Origin of the sequence: Nostoc sp. UHCC 0870, from assembly GCF_022063185.1 — a bacterium.
Lineage (GTDB): Bacteria > Cyanobacteriota > Cyanobacteriia > Cyanobacteriales > Nostocaceae > Trichormus.
In genome coordinates this window covers 2,290,676-2,307,470 of record NZ_CP091913.1, presented here as the reverse complement: position 1 = coordinate 2,307,470, position 16,795 = coordinate 2,290,676, and the positions used below count along the sequence as shown (strand labels likewise).

At 39.5% G+C, this 16,795-nt stretch carries 12 protein-coding genes and 1 tRNA gene; 5 read left to right on the top strand and 8 right to left on the bottom strand.

The genetic code is table 11. From position 1 onward, the window contains the following. Position 1: 1 nt before the first annotated feature. Positions 2–733, bottom strand: a complete 732-nt coding sequence (locus tag L6494_RS10030) for a cyanoexosortase B system-associated protein (RefSeq protein ID WP_237994358.1) — start codon at positions 731–733, stop codon at positions 2–4. A gap of 75 nt (positions 734–808) precedes the next feature. On the opposite strand from L6494_RS10030, the gene L6494_RS10025 reads away from it, so the two are divergent. Further along, a complete protein-coding gene (locus L6494_RS10025; protein ID WP_237994356.1) occupies positions 809–1,093 on the top strand; it encodes a hypothetical protein in 285 nt (94 codons plus the stop codon). Here the strand turns inward: L6494_RS10025 and crtB are convergent. Next, on the bottom strand, positions 1,076–1,984 hold the full coding sequence (gene crtB, locus L6494_RS10020; RefSeq protein WP_237994354.1) for a cyanoexosortase B: 909 nt from the start codon (positions 1,982–1,984) through the stop codon (positions 1,076–1,078). The two genes, L6494_RS10025 and crtB, sit on opposite strands and share 18 nt — an antisense overlap. 110 nt (positions 1,985–2,094) lie before the next feature. Beyond that, positions 2,095–3,267 (bottom strand): DegT/DnrJ/EryC1/StrS family aminotransferase, encoded by a 1,173-nt coding sequence (locus L6494_RS10015; RefSeq protein WP_237994352.1) that lies wholly within the window; start codon positions 3,265–3,267, stop codon positions 2,095–2,097. Between the two features lie 733 nt (positions 3,268–4,000). On the opposite strand from L6494_RS10015, the gene L6494_RS10010 reads away from it, so the two are divergent. Next, complete coding sequence (locus tag L6494_RS10010; protein WP_237994350.1) at positions 4,001–5,557, top strand: GAF domain-containing sensor histidine kinase; 1,557 nt, start codon at positions 4,001–4,003, stop codon at positions 5,555–5,557. Between the two features lie 155 nt (positions 5,558–5,712). Next, positions 5,713–7,140: an IctB family putative bicarbonate transporter gene (locus tag L6494_RS10005; protein ID WP_237994348.1), complete on the top strand. Its 1,428-nt coding sequence runs from the start codon at positions 5,713–5,715 to the stop codon at positions 7,138–7,140. A gap of 144 nt (positions 7,141–7,284) precedes the next feature. On the opposite strand, the gene L6494_RS10000 is transcribed toward L6494_RS10005, so the two are convergent. Next, a complete protein-coding gene (locus L6494_RS10000; protein WP_237994346.1) occupies positions 7,285–8,061 on the bottom strand; it encodes an SDR family NAD(P)-dependent oxidoreductase in 777 nt (258 codons plus the stop codon). Positions 8,062–8,224: 163 nt separating this feature from the next. Between L6494_RS10000 and L6494_RS09995 the strand changes: the two genes are divergently transcribed. After that, positions 8,225–9,721, top strand: coding sequence for a hypothetical protein (locus L6494_RS09995; protein ID WP_237994344.1), 1,497 nt, complete (start codon positions 8,225–8,227; stop codon positions 9,719–9,721). A gap of 64 nt (positions 9,722–9,785) precedes the next feature. After that, positions 9,786–9,859: transfer RNA gene (locus L6494_RS09990), tRNA-Val, on the top strand. Positions 9,860–10,018: 159 nt separating this feature from the next. Here the strand turns inward: L6494_RS09990 and L6494_RS09985 are convergent. The 4 genes from L6494_RS09985 to L6494_RS09970 all read right to left on the bottom strand — a co-directional run bounded on the left by L6494_RS09985 (position 10,019) and on the right by L6494_RS09970 (position 16,665). Further along, entirely contained in the window at positions 10,019–11,407 is a 1,389-nt protein-coding gene (locus tag L6494_RS09985) for a TniQ family protein (protein ID WP_237994342.1), read from the bottom strand. Between the two features lie 83 nt (positions 11,408–11,490). Beyond that, complete coding sequence (locus tag L6494_RS09980; protein WP_237994340.1) at positions 11,491–12,804, bottom strand: TniQ family protein; 1,314 nt, start codon at positions 12,802–12,804, stop codon at positions 11,491–11,493. After that, positions 12,794–13,918: an ATP-binding protein gene (locus tag L6494_RS09975; RefSeq protein WP_237994337.1), complete on the bottom strand. Its 1,125-nt coding sequence runs from the start codon at positions 13,916–13,918 to the stop codon at positions 12,794–12,796. The genes L6494_RS09980 and L6494_RS09975 overlap by 11 nt, the downstream gene beginning before the upstream one ends. Next, on the bottom strand, positions 13,918–16,665 hold the full coding sequence (locus L6494_RS09970) for a Mu transposase C-terminal domain-containing protein (protein ID WP_237994334.1): 2,748 nt from the start codon (positions 16,663–16,665) through the stop codon (positions 13,918–13,920). Before L6494_RS09970 ends, L6494_RS09975 begins: the two co-directional genes overlap by 1 nt. Positions 16,666–16,795: the final 130 nt, after the last annotated feature.

Genomic DNA, 16,795 nt, shown 5'->3' with positions numbered 1-16,795 from the left:
CTCATTGATTCGCGTTAAAAACTTCTGTCATTAATGTGGATTGTACTGTTTCACCAATAGACTGTGCTAATGGCCAAGTAGTTTCCACCTGGCCTAAAGGTTCTATAGGCACAATAATACTGACAGCAACCCAAGGCGCACGATTTTTCTGCCATTGTGCAAGTTGATCAGCTACAAACCAGCGAAACGGTGATGAATATCCACTATTTGGTAAAGCGTACCATTGTAAGACAGCAAAGGTTTCTTGATTTGTGGAGGCGCGAAAGAATTTTGCTTCTACTTTGGTTTGGGTATTAATCTGATTGGGTAATTGTTTGACAATGAACTCAGCCGAACGTTCTTGCGCTATATCCCATTTTCCCCAACGAGACTTTCCCCATCCGCTAATATCTGTCCATTCGATTTCCGGTTGATCCATTGGGCCATTTTGCGGCAATAAGAGCAAGATAGCTTTTTTTTGTGAGCTTTCTTGCTGAATAAGTTGCAATGACCATTTATTTGTGCCAATTTCTTGTTCTACTTGTTCAAGGGTTTTCCACCCTGGCAAAGTTAAACCCTTGCTACGTATATCTTTTAATAACTTGAGATTGGTAACAGGTGGTGGTTGTTTCCATTGCCATTTTCCTGTTAAGTATCCCGGAACTGCTCCTGTTACTAGTAGCACTAGCAACGGTAACAGAACTGTTAGATAAGTTAAATACTTGTATTTAGAAAATTTAGATAAGGGAATCATCGGTAAAATTTGCTATATTTACGCAAAATTTTACCTGAAAAAATGACACTGTAGGTTCAGTAAAATTAATGGTTAGTGTCAAGAGGGACTGGGGACTGGGGACTGGGGACTGGGGACTGGGGACTGGGGACTGGGGACTGGGGACTGGGGACTGGGGATTGGGGACTGGGGACTGGGGACTGGATAAAGAAAATAATTAATTCCCAATTCCCAATTCCCCTCATTACTCATTACTCATTACTCAGCACTCATTACTCAGCACTCAGCACTCATTACTCAGCACTCAGCACTCATTACTCAGCACTCATTACTCAGCACTCATTACTCAGCACTCAGCACTCATTACTCATTACTCATTAATCCTTCGGCTTCTAGTTCTGTTTCTGGCGGTGCTGACAAATATTGATCTAGCCAATTCAATAGAGGTACTAAGGAAAGTAACATGAGGGCAGAATATAGGTCGCCGCCCCAACTATCGTGTAACCATTTAAAAGCGGCATCCTGACCACTGCCATGAAAGAAGCTCAGTAAGGTGTTACGAATGATGTTGGCAATAACGCTGATAATCACGGCAAGGGATAAAAACCAAACTGTTACCCGACGAGAAGATAAAGCACCTGTCCAATAGAGCAACATTAAACTGACGTAAATAGTGGTAAATAGCATTTTTAACCCTGCACAATAGGGAGCAACTTCAACAATTCTGCCCCCTACATAAATGTTGATGCCATCAACAACTACTTGCATACCAAACTGATTGAGGATAAAACCTGCTGTCCCTGCAATAAAACTTTGCAGAGGGAAGGTGTAAGGCGCAATCAGGTAAGGTACTGCGGTGGGAGTTGCTAGAAATACTAATATTAGGGAAAATCCCTGTAGTCTTAATCCTGGAAAACCCTTAAACCAAAGGCATACTGCTGCCAGTATTATGGGTAAGGAAAGATTTACCCACTCTGTCACACCACTTAAATAAAACACTCCGCCAATAACTAATAAAGCTATACCCAAAGGATGGGTTTTATTGGGTAGGCGTTGCCACTGTTTTCGGTGTTTCCAACTCAGATAACCTGCAAATGGTAGACCGATAAGACCGTGGCTAAAATATTCGTGTTCGATGCTAATAGTTTTGTGTAGCCAACCGTCTACCCAGTGGAGTAAGATGGGCGCGTACAGCAGCACTAAAAGGCTGAAAATTCCGATACCTAGTAATTGGGTTGTGTTTGTGTTTTTTATTTGTTGTTGAAGTGCCATAATTTTCAGCAATTCAGTTAATAGTTTCTCAGTGTCTCTGTGGTTAAGGATTGCTTCTTTTACCACAGAGGCACGGAGGCGTAAAGAAAAATATTGTAACTTTTAATATACTACACTACTTCAGTAGTAGGTGCAGGCTTGGTTGCTACTTCACTAATTACACTGGTGATAGCAGCTACAACCTCTCTGGCTTGGCTATGGCTCAAACCAGGGTACATCGGTAAGGATAGTATTTGCTGGGCTAGTTTTTCCGCTTGGGGAAAGTCTCCGTTTTTATAGCCGAGGTTGGTAAAAGCTGGTTGGAGATGACAAGGAATTGGGTAGTGAATACCAGTTTGAATGCCTGCTTTTGTTAGTTCTGTTTGGAGTTGCTGACGGTCTATGGGGCAATTATCATCAATTTTAATCACATAAAGGTGATAAATATGACCGTCACCACTTTGGTTTTGCATGGGAATAATACCAGCAGAGGCTAAGGGTGCTAGTTCTAGATCATATTGTTGGGCTATGCTGAGGCGATCGCTGTTCCATTGAGACAAGTGTGGTAATTTTTTTAATAAAATAGCTGCTTGCAATGTATCCAAACGGCTATTTGTACCCATTTCAATGTGAACATACTTTTGGGATGAGCCATAATTTCTTAACCGGCCAGCTTTTTGGGCTATTTCTGCATCGTGGGTGACTATCATTCCTCCGTCTCCCATAGCACCTAAATTCTTGCTGGGATAAAAACTAAAAGCTGCTGCTGTCCCCACACTACCAGCTTGATATCCTTCTCTGTGTGCTAGATGTGCTTGGGCTGCATCTTCAAAGATTAAAACTTTGTAGGTATCAGCAAAATCTAATAGCTGCCTGGGTGATACCATTTGCCCATATAAATGAACTGGGATAATGGCTTTAGTCCGTGGTGTAATAGCTTTGGCTGCGGCTTCTAAATCAATTAAAGCAGTTTGGCGATCGCAATCTACAAAAATGGGTTTTGCTCCCGCCTGTAAAACTCCAATCAGGGTAGCTACAAAGGTATTGACTGGTAAAATTACCTCGTCCCCAGCCCCAATATTACACGCTTGCAAACCTAACGCGATCGCATCAGTTCCCGATGCTACACCTACTCCATATTCTGCGCCTGAAGCTTGAGCAAATGCTATTTCAAATTCTGCTAATGCTTTTCCTAAAATAAAATCCCCTCGCTCCAATACAGTCTCAATTGCCTGTTTGATATCATTTTGTATTAGCTCGTGTTGTAACTTCAGGTCTACAAAAGGAATTTTTATATTGGTCATTGTTACTTATCCTCTGATTTAATTTGCTAGACTTTATTTACATATATAAATGTAACGGAAACTTGATCGAAATTATATATCAACCCCAATTATTTTTTATTAAAAAATTTAAAATAATGTATCCAAATAAAATTATAAGTTGTTACTGCCGCTAATCAAAAGTTCTGAAAGCCCCAATAACTTCAGCAATATTATTTCTATACCCATTTTTGATTGATTTAAATAATGACTTAAATAGCTAGTTTAGATGCAAATCATAGTTTATTTTAATTCAAAAATAATTATCAATATTTTTAAGTTTGCCATGTATTCATATAATAAATTTTGGTCGCTGGGCTAATTATTTTCAGAAAAATAAAAATCAGGAATTTTGCTGATTACAGAGTTATACTTATGAGCCATAGTTCAGGAATTAGGCGGCATTTATTTCAGTTTGCCTTAGATACAGGATAATGCAACCGAGTTTGCTATTATCGCAATATTGATTATGAAAATACTGACTAGATTACTGATGCTGCTGACATCTGTATTCCTAAAGTTAGGATACCCTGGACGAACAATAAACTAACGCTATACAATTACGTACCCTATTTACAGAAAATGTACAAAATTTTTGTTTACAGCTTGTTTGTCAGCAGCCAAATTGGGGAATGCTTAAGAATAGTAAATCATAACCCAGTCACAGTGGTTATATAAATTACAGTATCGAGCAATTATTAAGGTAGAGATGGCAATGGTAGAGCCGGATAAGAAATTATTTGTCCTTAAAGATGGTTGGGCTTCTCAAGAAACAAGAGAACAGCAACGTCTCACAGTATTGTCAGAATTAGGTTTGCGTCACCCAGAAACAATCCCCGTTTTTGAAGAGGCGACTCAAACAGCTGCTCACTTTTTGGAAGCACCAATTTCTGTTTTAGGATTCATAGATCAAGAATCCCATTGGTTCAAATCGGCTGTGGGCTTATCTAGGCTAGGCTTAATGAATCATTTGGCACAAAGTCGCCAGTTGTTGCGGGGCGAGTCTTTTTGTACTCAGGTTGTAGAAAGTCTTCAAACTCTGGTAATTAACGATACGCAAAAACTGACAGATACCTCACTAGTCGGGAGCAAGTTAGTACAAGATTATGGCATCCGTGCTTACTTAGGTGCGCCGCTAATTGATGCTACAGGTAACTGCTTAGGCGCGTTGGCGGTCATGGATCTAGTACCACGTAATTTTACGAATCGAGACATTGAATTTTTACAAATTATAGCTCGTTGGAGTATGAGCGAATTTGAGCGAAATCGTCTCCTGATGTTAGAAAAAGCCGACAAATTGAGTTTGAATAACTCTACTCCTTTGTTACTCAATGAGGAAGTTCACAAAGTCACCAAAGTCACTTCACCTAATTTAGACAAAGAAGCTCAGGAAACTAAGCAAATTAAACTAGAACTTCTAGCACAACTGACTCAGGAACTACGCACACCTCTGACATCCGTATTAGGGATGACCAGTGTTTTAGGAAGGGAGATTTACGGGCCTTTAACCACTAAACAAAGAGAATATCTAGATATCATCCAACATAGTGGTCGGTACTTACTTTCTTTAGTTAATGAAATTACCGAACTAGCAGCAATAGATAAGAATGCTACTAGCATCAATGTAGTGCCTGTAGATGTGGAAATGCTTTGTCAGCAGGCGATTAATACTTTGGAAGAAGCAGCTAATCGCCGTGAGCAAGATATTCGCTTGTCAATAGAACCAGGACGTGGCCGAATTTGGCCTTTGGACAAAGATAAAGCTCGGCAAATACTATATCACCTAATTTTTAGCGTGATTCAACTTTCTGCGACCGGTAGCATTATTCGTATTCACGTTTCTTACAAAGAAAATGTACTCAATATCACGGTATGGGCTTCCCATCCCTGGTTAGGAGATGGGATTACTGAGGTTGACCCTTACTTCCGCCTCAATTCATTGACTCTGATGGAGTTGGCTGGCGAAACCGCCCCTTATAGTATCCATCTCGATAGTCATGAGGAAACAGGGAGTTTGCCAATCACACTAGAAAAGTTGCAAAATCTAAATGGCGATCGCCCAAATATTTCGGCTGTAGATCCTGAAGAAGACTTAACTCCAGGAGAAGGTAATTTGTCACGAGAAAGCTTAGGTCTGTTACTTAGCTGTCAATTGGCAGAATTACATGGTGGACAAATTGCTATTCAAGGTTCAGCACAATCAGGGCATCGTTATGTACTGACTCTACCACTGCAATTAAATAATTCCCCAAAAACGAGTAATATTTCTTGATGCTCCCTGCCCTAGAGAGGACTGTTATGGTAGCTATTATTAACAACCGAATTACCAATTACCAATTTGCTATCTGGATTATTACTTTATAATGAGCCGCTATATGATCAAGTCCACGTGCTAAAAGGGCTTGCTAATTGATCAAAGTGGGTTTTATGAATTTAGTCTGGCAACGGTTTACTTTATCGTATTTACCGCTTAAACAATATCTTTCTTCTAGTTATTTACATAAGTTTCTAGTGGGATTGTTGTTTTCTTGGCGGCAAACTAGTGTTTTACTTCAGTGGGGAGATGTAATTGCTACGGCTTTACTGAGTTTAATATATGCTCTTGCCCCTTTTGTCTCTAGTACCCTGATAGGAGTATTGCTCTTAGCTTGTGTGGGATTTTGGCTATTGTTGACCTTAACTGATGAACCAGCCTCAATCAGAACTTCCCTTGCTACTCCTATTCATTTGCTGGTGTTGCTTTATTGGGGGGTTGCCATAGTCGCAACGGCATTATCACCCGTACCAAGAGCAGCTTTAAATGATTTAATCACATTAACGCTGTATTTATTGCTATTTGCCTTGTGTGCTAGGGTACTGCGATCGCCTCGTTTGCGGTCTTGGATCATCACCATCTACTTACACGTGTCATTGATTGTCAGTGTATATGGTTTAAGGCAATGGCGTTTTGGTGCAGTACAACTAGCTACTTGGGTTGACCCAACATCTTCTTTATCTAAGACTACTAGGGTTTATAGTTATTTGGGTAATCCTAACTTGTTAGCTGGTTATCTAGTCCCGGCTGTAGTTTTTAGCCTGGTAGCTATTTTTGCTTGGCAAGGTTGGGTTAAAAAATCTTTAGCATTAACAATGTTGATTGTTAATACTACTTGCCTAATTTTAACTTTTAGTCGTGGTGGTTGGATTGGGCTATTGGTAGCAGTATTCGCGGCGATCGTTTTGTTAGTTTACTGGTGGAGTGTACAACTACCAGATTTTTGGCGCACTTGGTCACTACCCATACTCTTAGGAGGCGTGATTGGGTTATTGATTGTAGCAGTGATATTTGTTGAACCAGTCCGATTACGGGTTTTTAGCATCTTTGCCGATCGCCAAGATAGCAGTAATAATTTTCGCCGCAATGTTTGGGATGCTGTATTTGAGATGATTCGCGATCGGCCAATTATCGGTATTGGCCCAGGTCACAACTCTTTTAATAAAATCTATCCTCTTTACCAGCGTCCTCGTTATAGTGCGTTGAGTGCCTATTCCATTTTCCTAGAGGTGGCTGTAGAAACGGGTTTTGTTGGTCTTGGCTGTTTTCTCTGGTTAATAATTGTCATTTCCAATACTGCACTTTTACAGTTACGCAGATTGCGACAATCCGGTAATTTAGAAGGCTTTTGGTTAATTGGGGCATTTGCAACTCTATTAGGGATGCTGGCTCACGGTACAGTAGACACCATCTGGTTTCGTCCTGAAGTCAATACCCTCTGGTGGCTGATGGTTGCCCTAATTGCCAGTTACTGGACACCTTTAACCCAAGACCCAACTCAAGTAGACAACTCACCCCAACCAGAACCAACAGTCAAATGAACTACCCCATCTTACTTTGTTTTATCTATATCACAATTTACACAACGTTGACTGTATAACTATTTAACATTGTGAATACTTTCTACAGCGTTGACAGTGGATATTTTACCAACATCTCTTGGAAAGATATCCACTGTTCGTCACTTAAGCTTTAAACTGTTTTTCTAAAATATGTACAAGGGTTTCTCTCGGTAAAAATCGCGGCATATTCGTAATTATTTTACTTAGTAGATTGCCACTAATTACCGTTGAAACTCCCTTTCCCAAAGCATTTAAAGCATCGTTTACTACCTCTTCAGGGGTAGAAATTTTATTGGTTTTACTAGTAAAAGCCATAGGGAATCTAGCCTCAGTAAAAAAGCTGGTTTCCGTTGGTCCAGGACAAACAACTAAGACACGAATGCCATAGTCACGATTTTCTGCCCACAACGCTTCACTAAAACTCAACACAAAAGCCTTACTTGCAGCATATACAGAAAGGTATGGTATCGGTTGGAATGCGGCTATTGAAGATACATTAATAATGCTTCCTGAACGGCGTTGTCGCATCAATGGTAGAAATTTATGGGTTAAATCTACCAAAGCTAAAACATTTAACTGTACCATCTTAACTTGGCGTTCCCCATCCCTTTCCGCAAAATCACCGTAATCTCCAAAACCAGCATTGTTGATTAACAAATCAATAGTTAATCCCTTAGATTTAGTAATATTAAATACCGCCGCCGCAGCATCTGCTTCTGTGAGGTCTTTAACTATTACATCTACTTGGATTTTATATTTCTCTTGTAGTTCTTGAGCAAGCTGGTGTAGCTTTGCTTCTGAACGAGCTACAAGAACTAGATTAGTTTGACGTGCAGCTAATTCTTGGGCAAAGGCTTTACCAATACCACCTGATGCACCGGTAATTAAAGCAGTTGACATTTGTATTATCAAGTTTTTCTTATCAGACTTATAGATTTTAGCAATTGTTTTTAGAGATTTAATTATCTTTATTGATGAGTCTGATTGTTTGACTGTGGTAAATTTTGGTAATTTTTCTGATGAGCTATGGGAATACTAGATTTATAAGTTACAGCTTTAATCTATGTATCGCCTTAACAAAAAAGCCTGGAAACTACTGCTAGCGGAAATACAGAAATGCACTGGTAATGACCAAGTGAGTAAAATCGAACAAGAAATAGTTATTAACCGGTTAGAACAACTGCGGACAGAAAAAGGCTCTCCAGTTGGTTTAGATGAACTGCGTGAAACAGTTGTGGACATATATCCACAATTCAGCGAGAAAATTCTCAAACAAGCTGTACAAGTTAATCAACCACCTGGTATTTTTAGCAAAATCAAGTGGGTAGCAATTTTTGTGAGTGCTTCGGCTGGGGTACTTTGGGTAGTGAATTTGCCTTATCCGATGATTCGCTGGCCTGTAGCGAAAACTGTACCCATCCTGCTATTGCCTAGTTATATCAACATGGATTATCACTATCGGGGAGCAATTCACAACCTGGAACAAGCAGACCAATTAATTAATAAAGCTACTAGCCCAGCAGATATTGAACGCGGTGGTGAAAAAGTCAAAGCTGCAAAACAAAATTTAGATAATTTACCAGTTTGGTTTTTAGGGTATTATCCCCAGGCGTACTGTAATTTATTTGGCTGTACCTGGCGGTTTACTGTAGATGAGTTTGAAACAGCGCGTCAACGGGTAGGAAGGATAGAAGCGATTGTGTTTCAAGACAAAAACGCTTTAGTCCCACTCTCCCAAGCCGAAGAAACCCTAAAAGCGGCCAAGCAGCAATATGAACAGGCTAATAATACTAAAGATAGAGAAAAAGCGATCGCAATTTGGCAAGAAGGAATAGACCAATTAGAACAAATTCCTCAACAAACCCTAGCAGCAAAAACAGCACGAACTAAACTTAACGCTTTCAAACGAGATTTTGAAAACGCCCGTATTGGTAACTTCATCACAGCCGCCCAAGAATTTGACCTAGCAGCCGAACAAGCCAAGCCAACTCAGCCAAAAGTTGCATCGGAATTATGGCAACAGGCTATTAACCGCATTAATCAAGTTCCTTTAGAAAATCCCCGTTATGTAGAAGCCCAAAAGTTATTAGTCAGCTACCAAAGCAAAATTCAGGGTATTGTTGACCCCCGCAGTAGCAAATTAATTGAGGGTGCAAAACAATTTGCCCTTGCAGCCGCTAAATCAGCCCAAAATCCACCCCATACAGATATGCAATGGAAGCAAATTGCTAAATTATGGTCAACCGCTATTGAGCAATTGCAAACCATTCGGGTAGAAGAACCCGGTTATTTAGAAGCTCAGAAGTTGCTAGCGACTTATCAAACTAATTTAGGCATTATCGAGACTCGACTACAAGCTGAGATAGAGTCACAATTATTACTGAAACAGGCGAATGAGGAAATTCAGAGGTTAATTGCTGCTCCTCCTTCCGACCAACAGCAGTTTCAAGCGCAAATTCAGGGAATTATCAACCAGCTAAGTACAGTGAAGTCTGGGACAACAGCCTACGCAGAAGCACAAACGCTAATATCACAAGCCAAGAACAGACTTCAGCAGTAGAGATTTTTTGAAAGAATATTGGCTTTATAAGAAGAATATGCTATACTCATAAATCGTGTGGTAAGGACGTATAGCTCAGTTGGTTAGAGCGCTACGTTGACATCGTAGAGGTCACTGGTTCGAATCCAGTTACGTCCATTGTACATTCACAAATTGAATGTCGCTGTTCATGTGATTTAAAGCATAATATTGCCGCAACGGCAACCTTATGGTTTAAAACTTCCCCGGCAAAGTTATGGTTTAAAAATTTGACATTCAATTAAACCTGGTCTTGACCATTCTGAGTGATGAATCTGCCTACCCAGAGAAATTTGTCTGTGCTTGCTGCAATGTAGCACGGACTTCCTTATATCTCAAATATCCAGGCTTGGTCATAGACTGAGATACAAGGTTTTCTGTCGGATAGATTCCTTCATTACACAGCCTAACAACAATCTGTTGCACTTCCTTGCAAGACAGTTCTATATTTTCCAGACGTAATGATTTGCGGTAACTAATGTATTTAGCAGAAATAGTATGACACAAATCTGGAAAATGTTGTAGGATTGTCCTCCTATCATATCCAAGCTGCAAAGCTACTTCTCTCATTGCTGGTGGCGGTATTTCGCCACTTCTAACTACGGCTAGTAAAGCATCCTGTACCTGCTCCAGGGCGAACGACTTTGGGGATATTCTTGGTTTACGCGATCGCTGGTAAGGTGGCTTTATTGTTATCTTGATACAACTGGCAATATCTTCTGATGTGAGGAAATTTAATAAAGTGACTCTTAGAAAGTAGCAGATTCTTAGCAGTAAATCAATTTGGGGTACAGCTTTACCATTTTTCCACATCCATACTGTATTTTTTGGTAGTCCAAGTAGACTGGCAAAAGCCGCTAAATTTCCCTCAGAAACCATATCTATCGCTATACCAAGGGATTTTGCAATGTTTTCTTTTGGTAGTGGAGTTTTTAGATATGGGATAGCAGCAATTAATTCTCCAAGCACCTCTGCTACCCACGTTTGCCACTCCAACTCTTCTTTGGATAAAAATCCTTGCCGATAAAATTCATCTGTAGAGGTTTTACTGTCATTTCTACCTAACCATCCACCACAATTTGAGCAGTACCCTGGTCGTGATCTCCAAGTGAGCAGGGGTATTACTTCTTGGCAATGAGGACATATATTCTGAAGACGTTGATGATGGTAGGGACACACCCTAAAATTACTGATGTTCCAAATTAAAGGCTCGTATATAACTTCCCCTGATAAGTACCAGTCTTCATAACAAGCAGAACACCATGTCTTGTAGGAATTAAACAAGCCTCTAGGGGGAATTATTTCAGCCCAAGAAAGCAAGGTAAGAAAGCACAAATTGCTTTGAGATGTTAGTTTTTCAAGTGAATTTACAAAATCTAGTGCCATAACTCCTGTACCATTTAAAGCTGTGGCACGATGGAATAAGGCGCGTAAACCTCTGCTGCTGCTGTCTTTAAGAAAAATTTCCTTGAGAAATGGGGCAATTTCTCTTGATATGAGAATTCCTGGAAATACGTTGTGGGAATCTGCCAATCTAGCAATGTATCCTGTTAAGCTTTCCACCATTGTTGTTCCAACACAAATTGGTTTCAGGTGATTGAGGTGACTACGTTCCGTAATAATGGGTTTTTCTAAATCCCATAAATCATTGGTTCTTTGATGCAACATATTTAAATTGGACAAAATCTGTTGAATTTCTTATTTAAGAAGACTTTTTCTCAAAATTTGTGGATTTTGAGCATTTTATTTGCCTATTTTTCATAGCCCAATTCAAGGCGAATTTGACGTAAGGCAACTTGAGCTTCTTTATTCAACATGATTCCTGGCTTACTGAGGAGTTTTCCAACACTTTTACCATGAGGGTTTTTGCCTTCTGCATGGAGTTTAAGTGCTGCTTGTCGAACATCTTCTCTTATTTTTTGAGCCAATTCCTGACGATGCGCCTGACGATAACGTAAATATCGTGCTGAAATAATATGATAGAAATCTGGAAAATGCCTGTATATTTTGCCGTCGTCACATCCTAATTGTTGAGCTAAATCTAATTTTTGTAGTTTCTGTTTTTGATATTGTTTGTTTATGGTAGGGTGATTAATAGGATGGATTATTCCTCTAAAAAAATCTAGTAGAGGTATACCCAAAAATTCGCAAATTTGTAGAGTTGTAATAAGTTTAGGAATCTTCCTACCTGAACACCATTCACTCACATTAGTTCTAGACTTACCGATAAAGCTTGCAAAGTCTGCGTAGTTGCCTTTGGTGGCTTGGTTAACATATTCATAAATTATTTTTCCAATTACTTCTCTACTTGGAAAAGATTCTAAATGAGGTGCAGTTGCAATTATCTTTCCAATGTTTTCTGCTACCCATATTTGCCAAGACAACTCATTTTCTGATAAACATTGAATGTCGGAATCTATTCTTGAAACAACACCAAGCCAGCCCTGGCATTTTGAGCAGTAGCCCAAGCGGGTTTTTTCTTCTAATGCGAGCAATTGTTTATGGCAATGAGGACACTGAGTCTGTAGGCGTTGATGATGACGTGGACAAACTTTAATGACATCCAATGTCCAGATTAAAGGCTCGTATACTACCTGCTCTTGTTCTTGCCACTCATTATAACAAATATGACACCAAGCTTTTATGTGTCTAGATAAGGCCTTTTGTGAAGCAATAACTTCAGCCCAAGGAAGCATTGTCAGGAAACATAAGTCACTACGTAACGTTAGGGTTGTCAGTGCTTGAACTAAATTACTTGACATTACACCCGTTCCGTTCAACGCACCTCTTGCTTGAGAGCTTCCAATACTGCTGAAAATATAAGAATTCTTTTTGGAGGTGTAGGAACTATCCTCTTGCCTAAGTATGGGAACAATCTCACTTGTAACCAACTTGCTTGTGGTAATGGAATGAGTTTCCGCTAGTCTAACCACATAACTCGTCAAGCTTTCTACATAAGGTGTTCCTAAACCTATTGGTTCTAAGGAAAACAAACGGCTACGAGGAGGGATAATTGGTTTTTCTAAATCCAACAATTCATCAAGCAAATTCAAGTTAATTTTCATACGAATCTATTCCTACTGGATCTCTTTGCGGTTTGCGTTCACCTAAGCGTTGGTTACGAGATTGAGTGGATCTCTTTTTGTTGGAATTAGAGTTATAAATTTCTTCATCATCTTTGAGAAGTTCTTCCAAACGTTTTTCCCCTGATTCTGCCTCCTGACGGATTTGCTTACGTCGGGCTGGAGATAGTTCTGTCTTTTGGAAATGCTGAAGTATTAAAGTCTTGGCATCTTCTTCTAGAGAAATACGTAGCGCACGAACAAACCAGTTCTTAAGAATTCCGATGCAACCAACAGAGTAATCAATAAAATATTCACAATGATTTTCAAGCTGTGGTTCTTTTGGAAGGGGACAGTAACGCTGAAAAGTCTGGATTACTCTGCTGTACTCAGCTAAATCCTGTGGAAACTCCCTGTGATAGCGGGCAAGATGAATGTCCTGACTACGCCTACCAACTTGTCCATTTACTGTAAAACAGTTAAGTAACTCATAAGTACCAAACAAAACGTGTACTGTCTTTGTGAGATTGGCAATAGACTTAATCCAATTCATCTGGTTCAGTAACTGATGTCCACCAGCCATAGCAAAGAGGTGTTGAGCCTCATCCACCATAAAAGCTTTTAACTGCCGATGAGTAAACGCCTTTTCCATTGAGCGACGTAATGCTGCGGCATTGTTCTGTTTAGTCTTAGGAACGGGCTTTAAGTCACCAGACGGGTCATCAGAAATCGCATAATCAACTTTGTAGCTAATTAAGACTTCATTTAAGCTTTCTAAAACTCGGATGTAGTAATCTGATTGATTAAATTTACCTTGTGCTGGAGAATTAACTTCTACACCAGCTACAGCAATTAGTCCAGGATTTTGGCGTAACTCCTCCAGAAATTCTTCAAGAATGAGTTTCTCCAAACGCAAACGGAGAGTTGTTTTACCAATACCCGTTGAACCAAATACAAGAAACAATGAGGTGTCAGCAGGTTCAAGGATATTAGTTTTTAGTACATTCAACACTTCCTTCAAATTTTTGTGAGGTACGGTAATCCCTTTGAAGTATGTCAATTTTTCTGAGGATGGTTGTTGTAAAAGTTCTAAAGGAAATGCTCTTTGGTTGCTCATTACCACAATTCCTCATCGTCATAGGGTTTAATCTCATTCAAATCAACAACATCATCGTCTGTTGTTTTCACTTCGCTGTCAGTAGAATCTGCATCTGGCAAGCTATGTATAGCCTGTGAGATATTAGTTTTTTGAGAAGTATTGGGTAAAACTGATCTACTTTCGATTAAGTCACGGACATCTTTTACTGCTAAATCGCGCTGACGCTGAAGCAGCAATTCCTCATGTGATTCTGCATTTTTCAGCAGTGTCGCAATACTCTCTACCCCAGATGCAATACCTTTTTTGTGAAGCTGTCTTTTCCGTGCGGCAATTGTATTAGCAATCATTACCTCTCGCTCTGAGTGACCTTGAAATTTGTTGTAGTGCTTGGAAAGACAGCGTATCCACTGTCTCTGAACATAGGCATAAGCAGTGCCATAATCGAATGGGTCATAGCGTATTGGTACTTGTTTGCCTTCAATATCTGGACGAATAAATGAATCATCTATAGACCAGTAATCTTGACCATTAATCCTTACTCCCGTGCTAGCTTGAACTTTTGCTGTCCCTTTAGATGTTGAAGGTAAAGTCAAAATTCTGAACTGCTCATCATAAAGAATCTTTTGATGGGGACGAGAGCCACTATGAGCAAGTCCAAGAGCAAAGGCTTCACCTGGAGAAAGTCCTTCTAGAGCAGGATGTTTCCTTTGCTCATATACTCCGTAACAATATCCGTTAGCAAAGTAGTCATAAAATTCATCAAGTGTCCAAACAGCCAAATTTTTTGGATTATTTGCTTTCTTAACTAGACGAACGTGTTTTGTAATCTGAGTATTACCTTTTAAGTTGTTGATGAATTGTGTATTGTTTGTACCGAACCAACGCTCAATAATAGAGCTAAATTTCGGCATATCTGCTGGTCGGTGCTTCTTATTGGTTTCAAACCGAGCTAAAAGTGTATCAAAATAAATGCTTTTAAATTCTTTACCGTTATCAACTACAATAGTCTCAGGAAAGCGTCCAAGACGTTGTACACATATTCGCAGTACCATCATACAAGAGCGGTAACTAGGCGCATCGAAAGTGGTATAAACTCCAATAATTCTTCTACTAAAGGCATCAATCATCGCTGTTACCCAAGGTCTGCCAAGATTCATACCTGTTGATGCACATACCATTTCGATATCGAGTAAGGTATGGTCAATATGTACAATTTCCAAAGGGCGATCGCCATGTCGAGGTGTCTGGAGATTTAACTGCAAGGGTGGTGTTTTTTGGTTAGCAGCACGAGAACCTTGTCGTTTCTTTGTTTGTACATAACCCGAACGATGTTTCACCATTTCATAAAAAGTTGTATGGCTGGGAATAGGTTCAATCATCCCTGCTTCTTCCCACTCGTCAATCAGTGTTTGGTAAACTGACCACACATTCTTTTGTGTAAACGTTTCGTAGTGTTCTTCGATTATCTTGTAGATGAATTCTCTTGCTTGCTCTGAATATCTAGCAGTACGATTTCCTTTAGCTTGTCTATTATCTATCAGACCAATGAAGCCACTGCCGTATTTTTGTTGAGTATCTCGGAATTTAGCTTTCCAGTATCGAATGGTACGCTCAGAATAAACCTGGTCTGATGATTGTGTAGGTTTTCCATGCAGGTAAGGTGCGATCGCTTGGTAGCGATGATTGGCAACTTCTAAGACTTCGGGACTAGCTTTTAGAAACTGTTCCCATCCCTGTGACTTAATACTTGATGCTTCTTGGGTTTGCACAGCAGTTATCTCCCCAAGTTCCACTAGCTTATGGAATCCAGTATGGGTTAGTCCTATAGGATCATCTTCTCCACTCAACCAAATTTTGGTATCTCCTATTGCTGTAATTGTTAAGGCTTTACCATCCCAAAGAAGGGATGATCCAACATCAACATCAACAATTTTTAGTTGATCTGCTACTGTCGGAGTATAAGATTTAACTACAACAGTGTAAGCTTCTGCTGTTAATTGATCACGAAAAATATTTACTCTTTTTTGCTCCATTAAAGGTGCAGCACTTAGGTCAATGTATAGTTGATTAGCTGCAATGAGGGCATTAATATCATCAATAGTCGCTTCTTTTGCTTCCTCACGTACTTGAGCCAAGCTGATGCCTGGATTGGAAGTGACAATTGAAACTAAATTAGCAGCAATTTCTGGACTTACCGTATAGTTCTTATCAAGATATCCTTTGAGATATTTAATGTTACGGTACTTAATCCAGTTAATCTCAGCATCTGAACGAAGGCGATAGTAAAATCCTAATTTCTTTGCATACTCTTCAGCAGGAGGACTATGCCAGAGACCATCTTCTCCCTGAAGATAACGGTTTGGCTGATTTACAGCTAACTTCTCCAAAGTTTTTTCTGGTTTCCACTCTTCAAAACCAAGCGAATTCTGACGGATAACAAAAAAATCTGGTATATGTGCAGAGGTATTATTCTTTCCATTCTTAGATTCGTATTTCAATGTAAATTGAAATGCCTGATCCCAATATTCAAGAACGTCGTTGTCGTACTCATAGAAAAGCTCGATAGCTACAAGTTCAACTGTATGAGACTCAAATTGTATAGTTCTGCACATCTTCTGGCTAGAATGGAAACCGATGACGTTTCTGCCTGCACTACTTACTCTTCTCAATGGTTCTGATGAGCGGATTTGCTCCACTATCTTTTGAGTATTGTCTGGTATATTTAATTCTAGCAATCGTAACTTTAAGTCAGTATAAGTCAGCATTAAAGCTCCTTTTTCTTAGAAATACATCATCACAAAAATGCTAATTAGAGTTTGTAATTTATTTTGAATGACAAGAAAGATAAATGTTTTTTAAATAAAGCTATTAACATTTTTCAGTTTGTAAGATTTT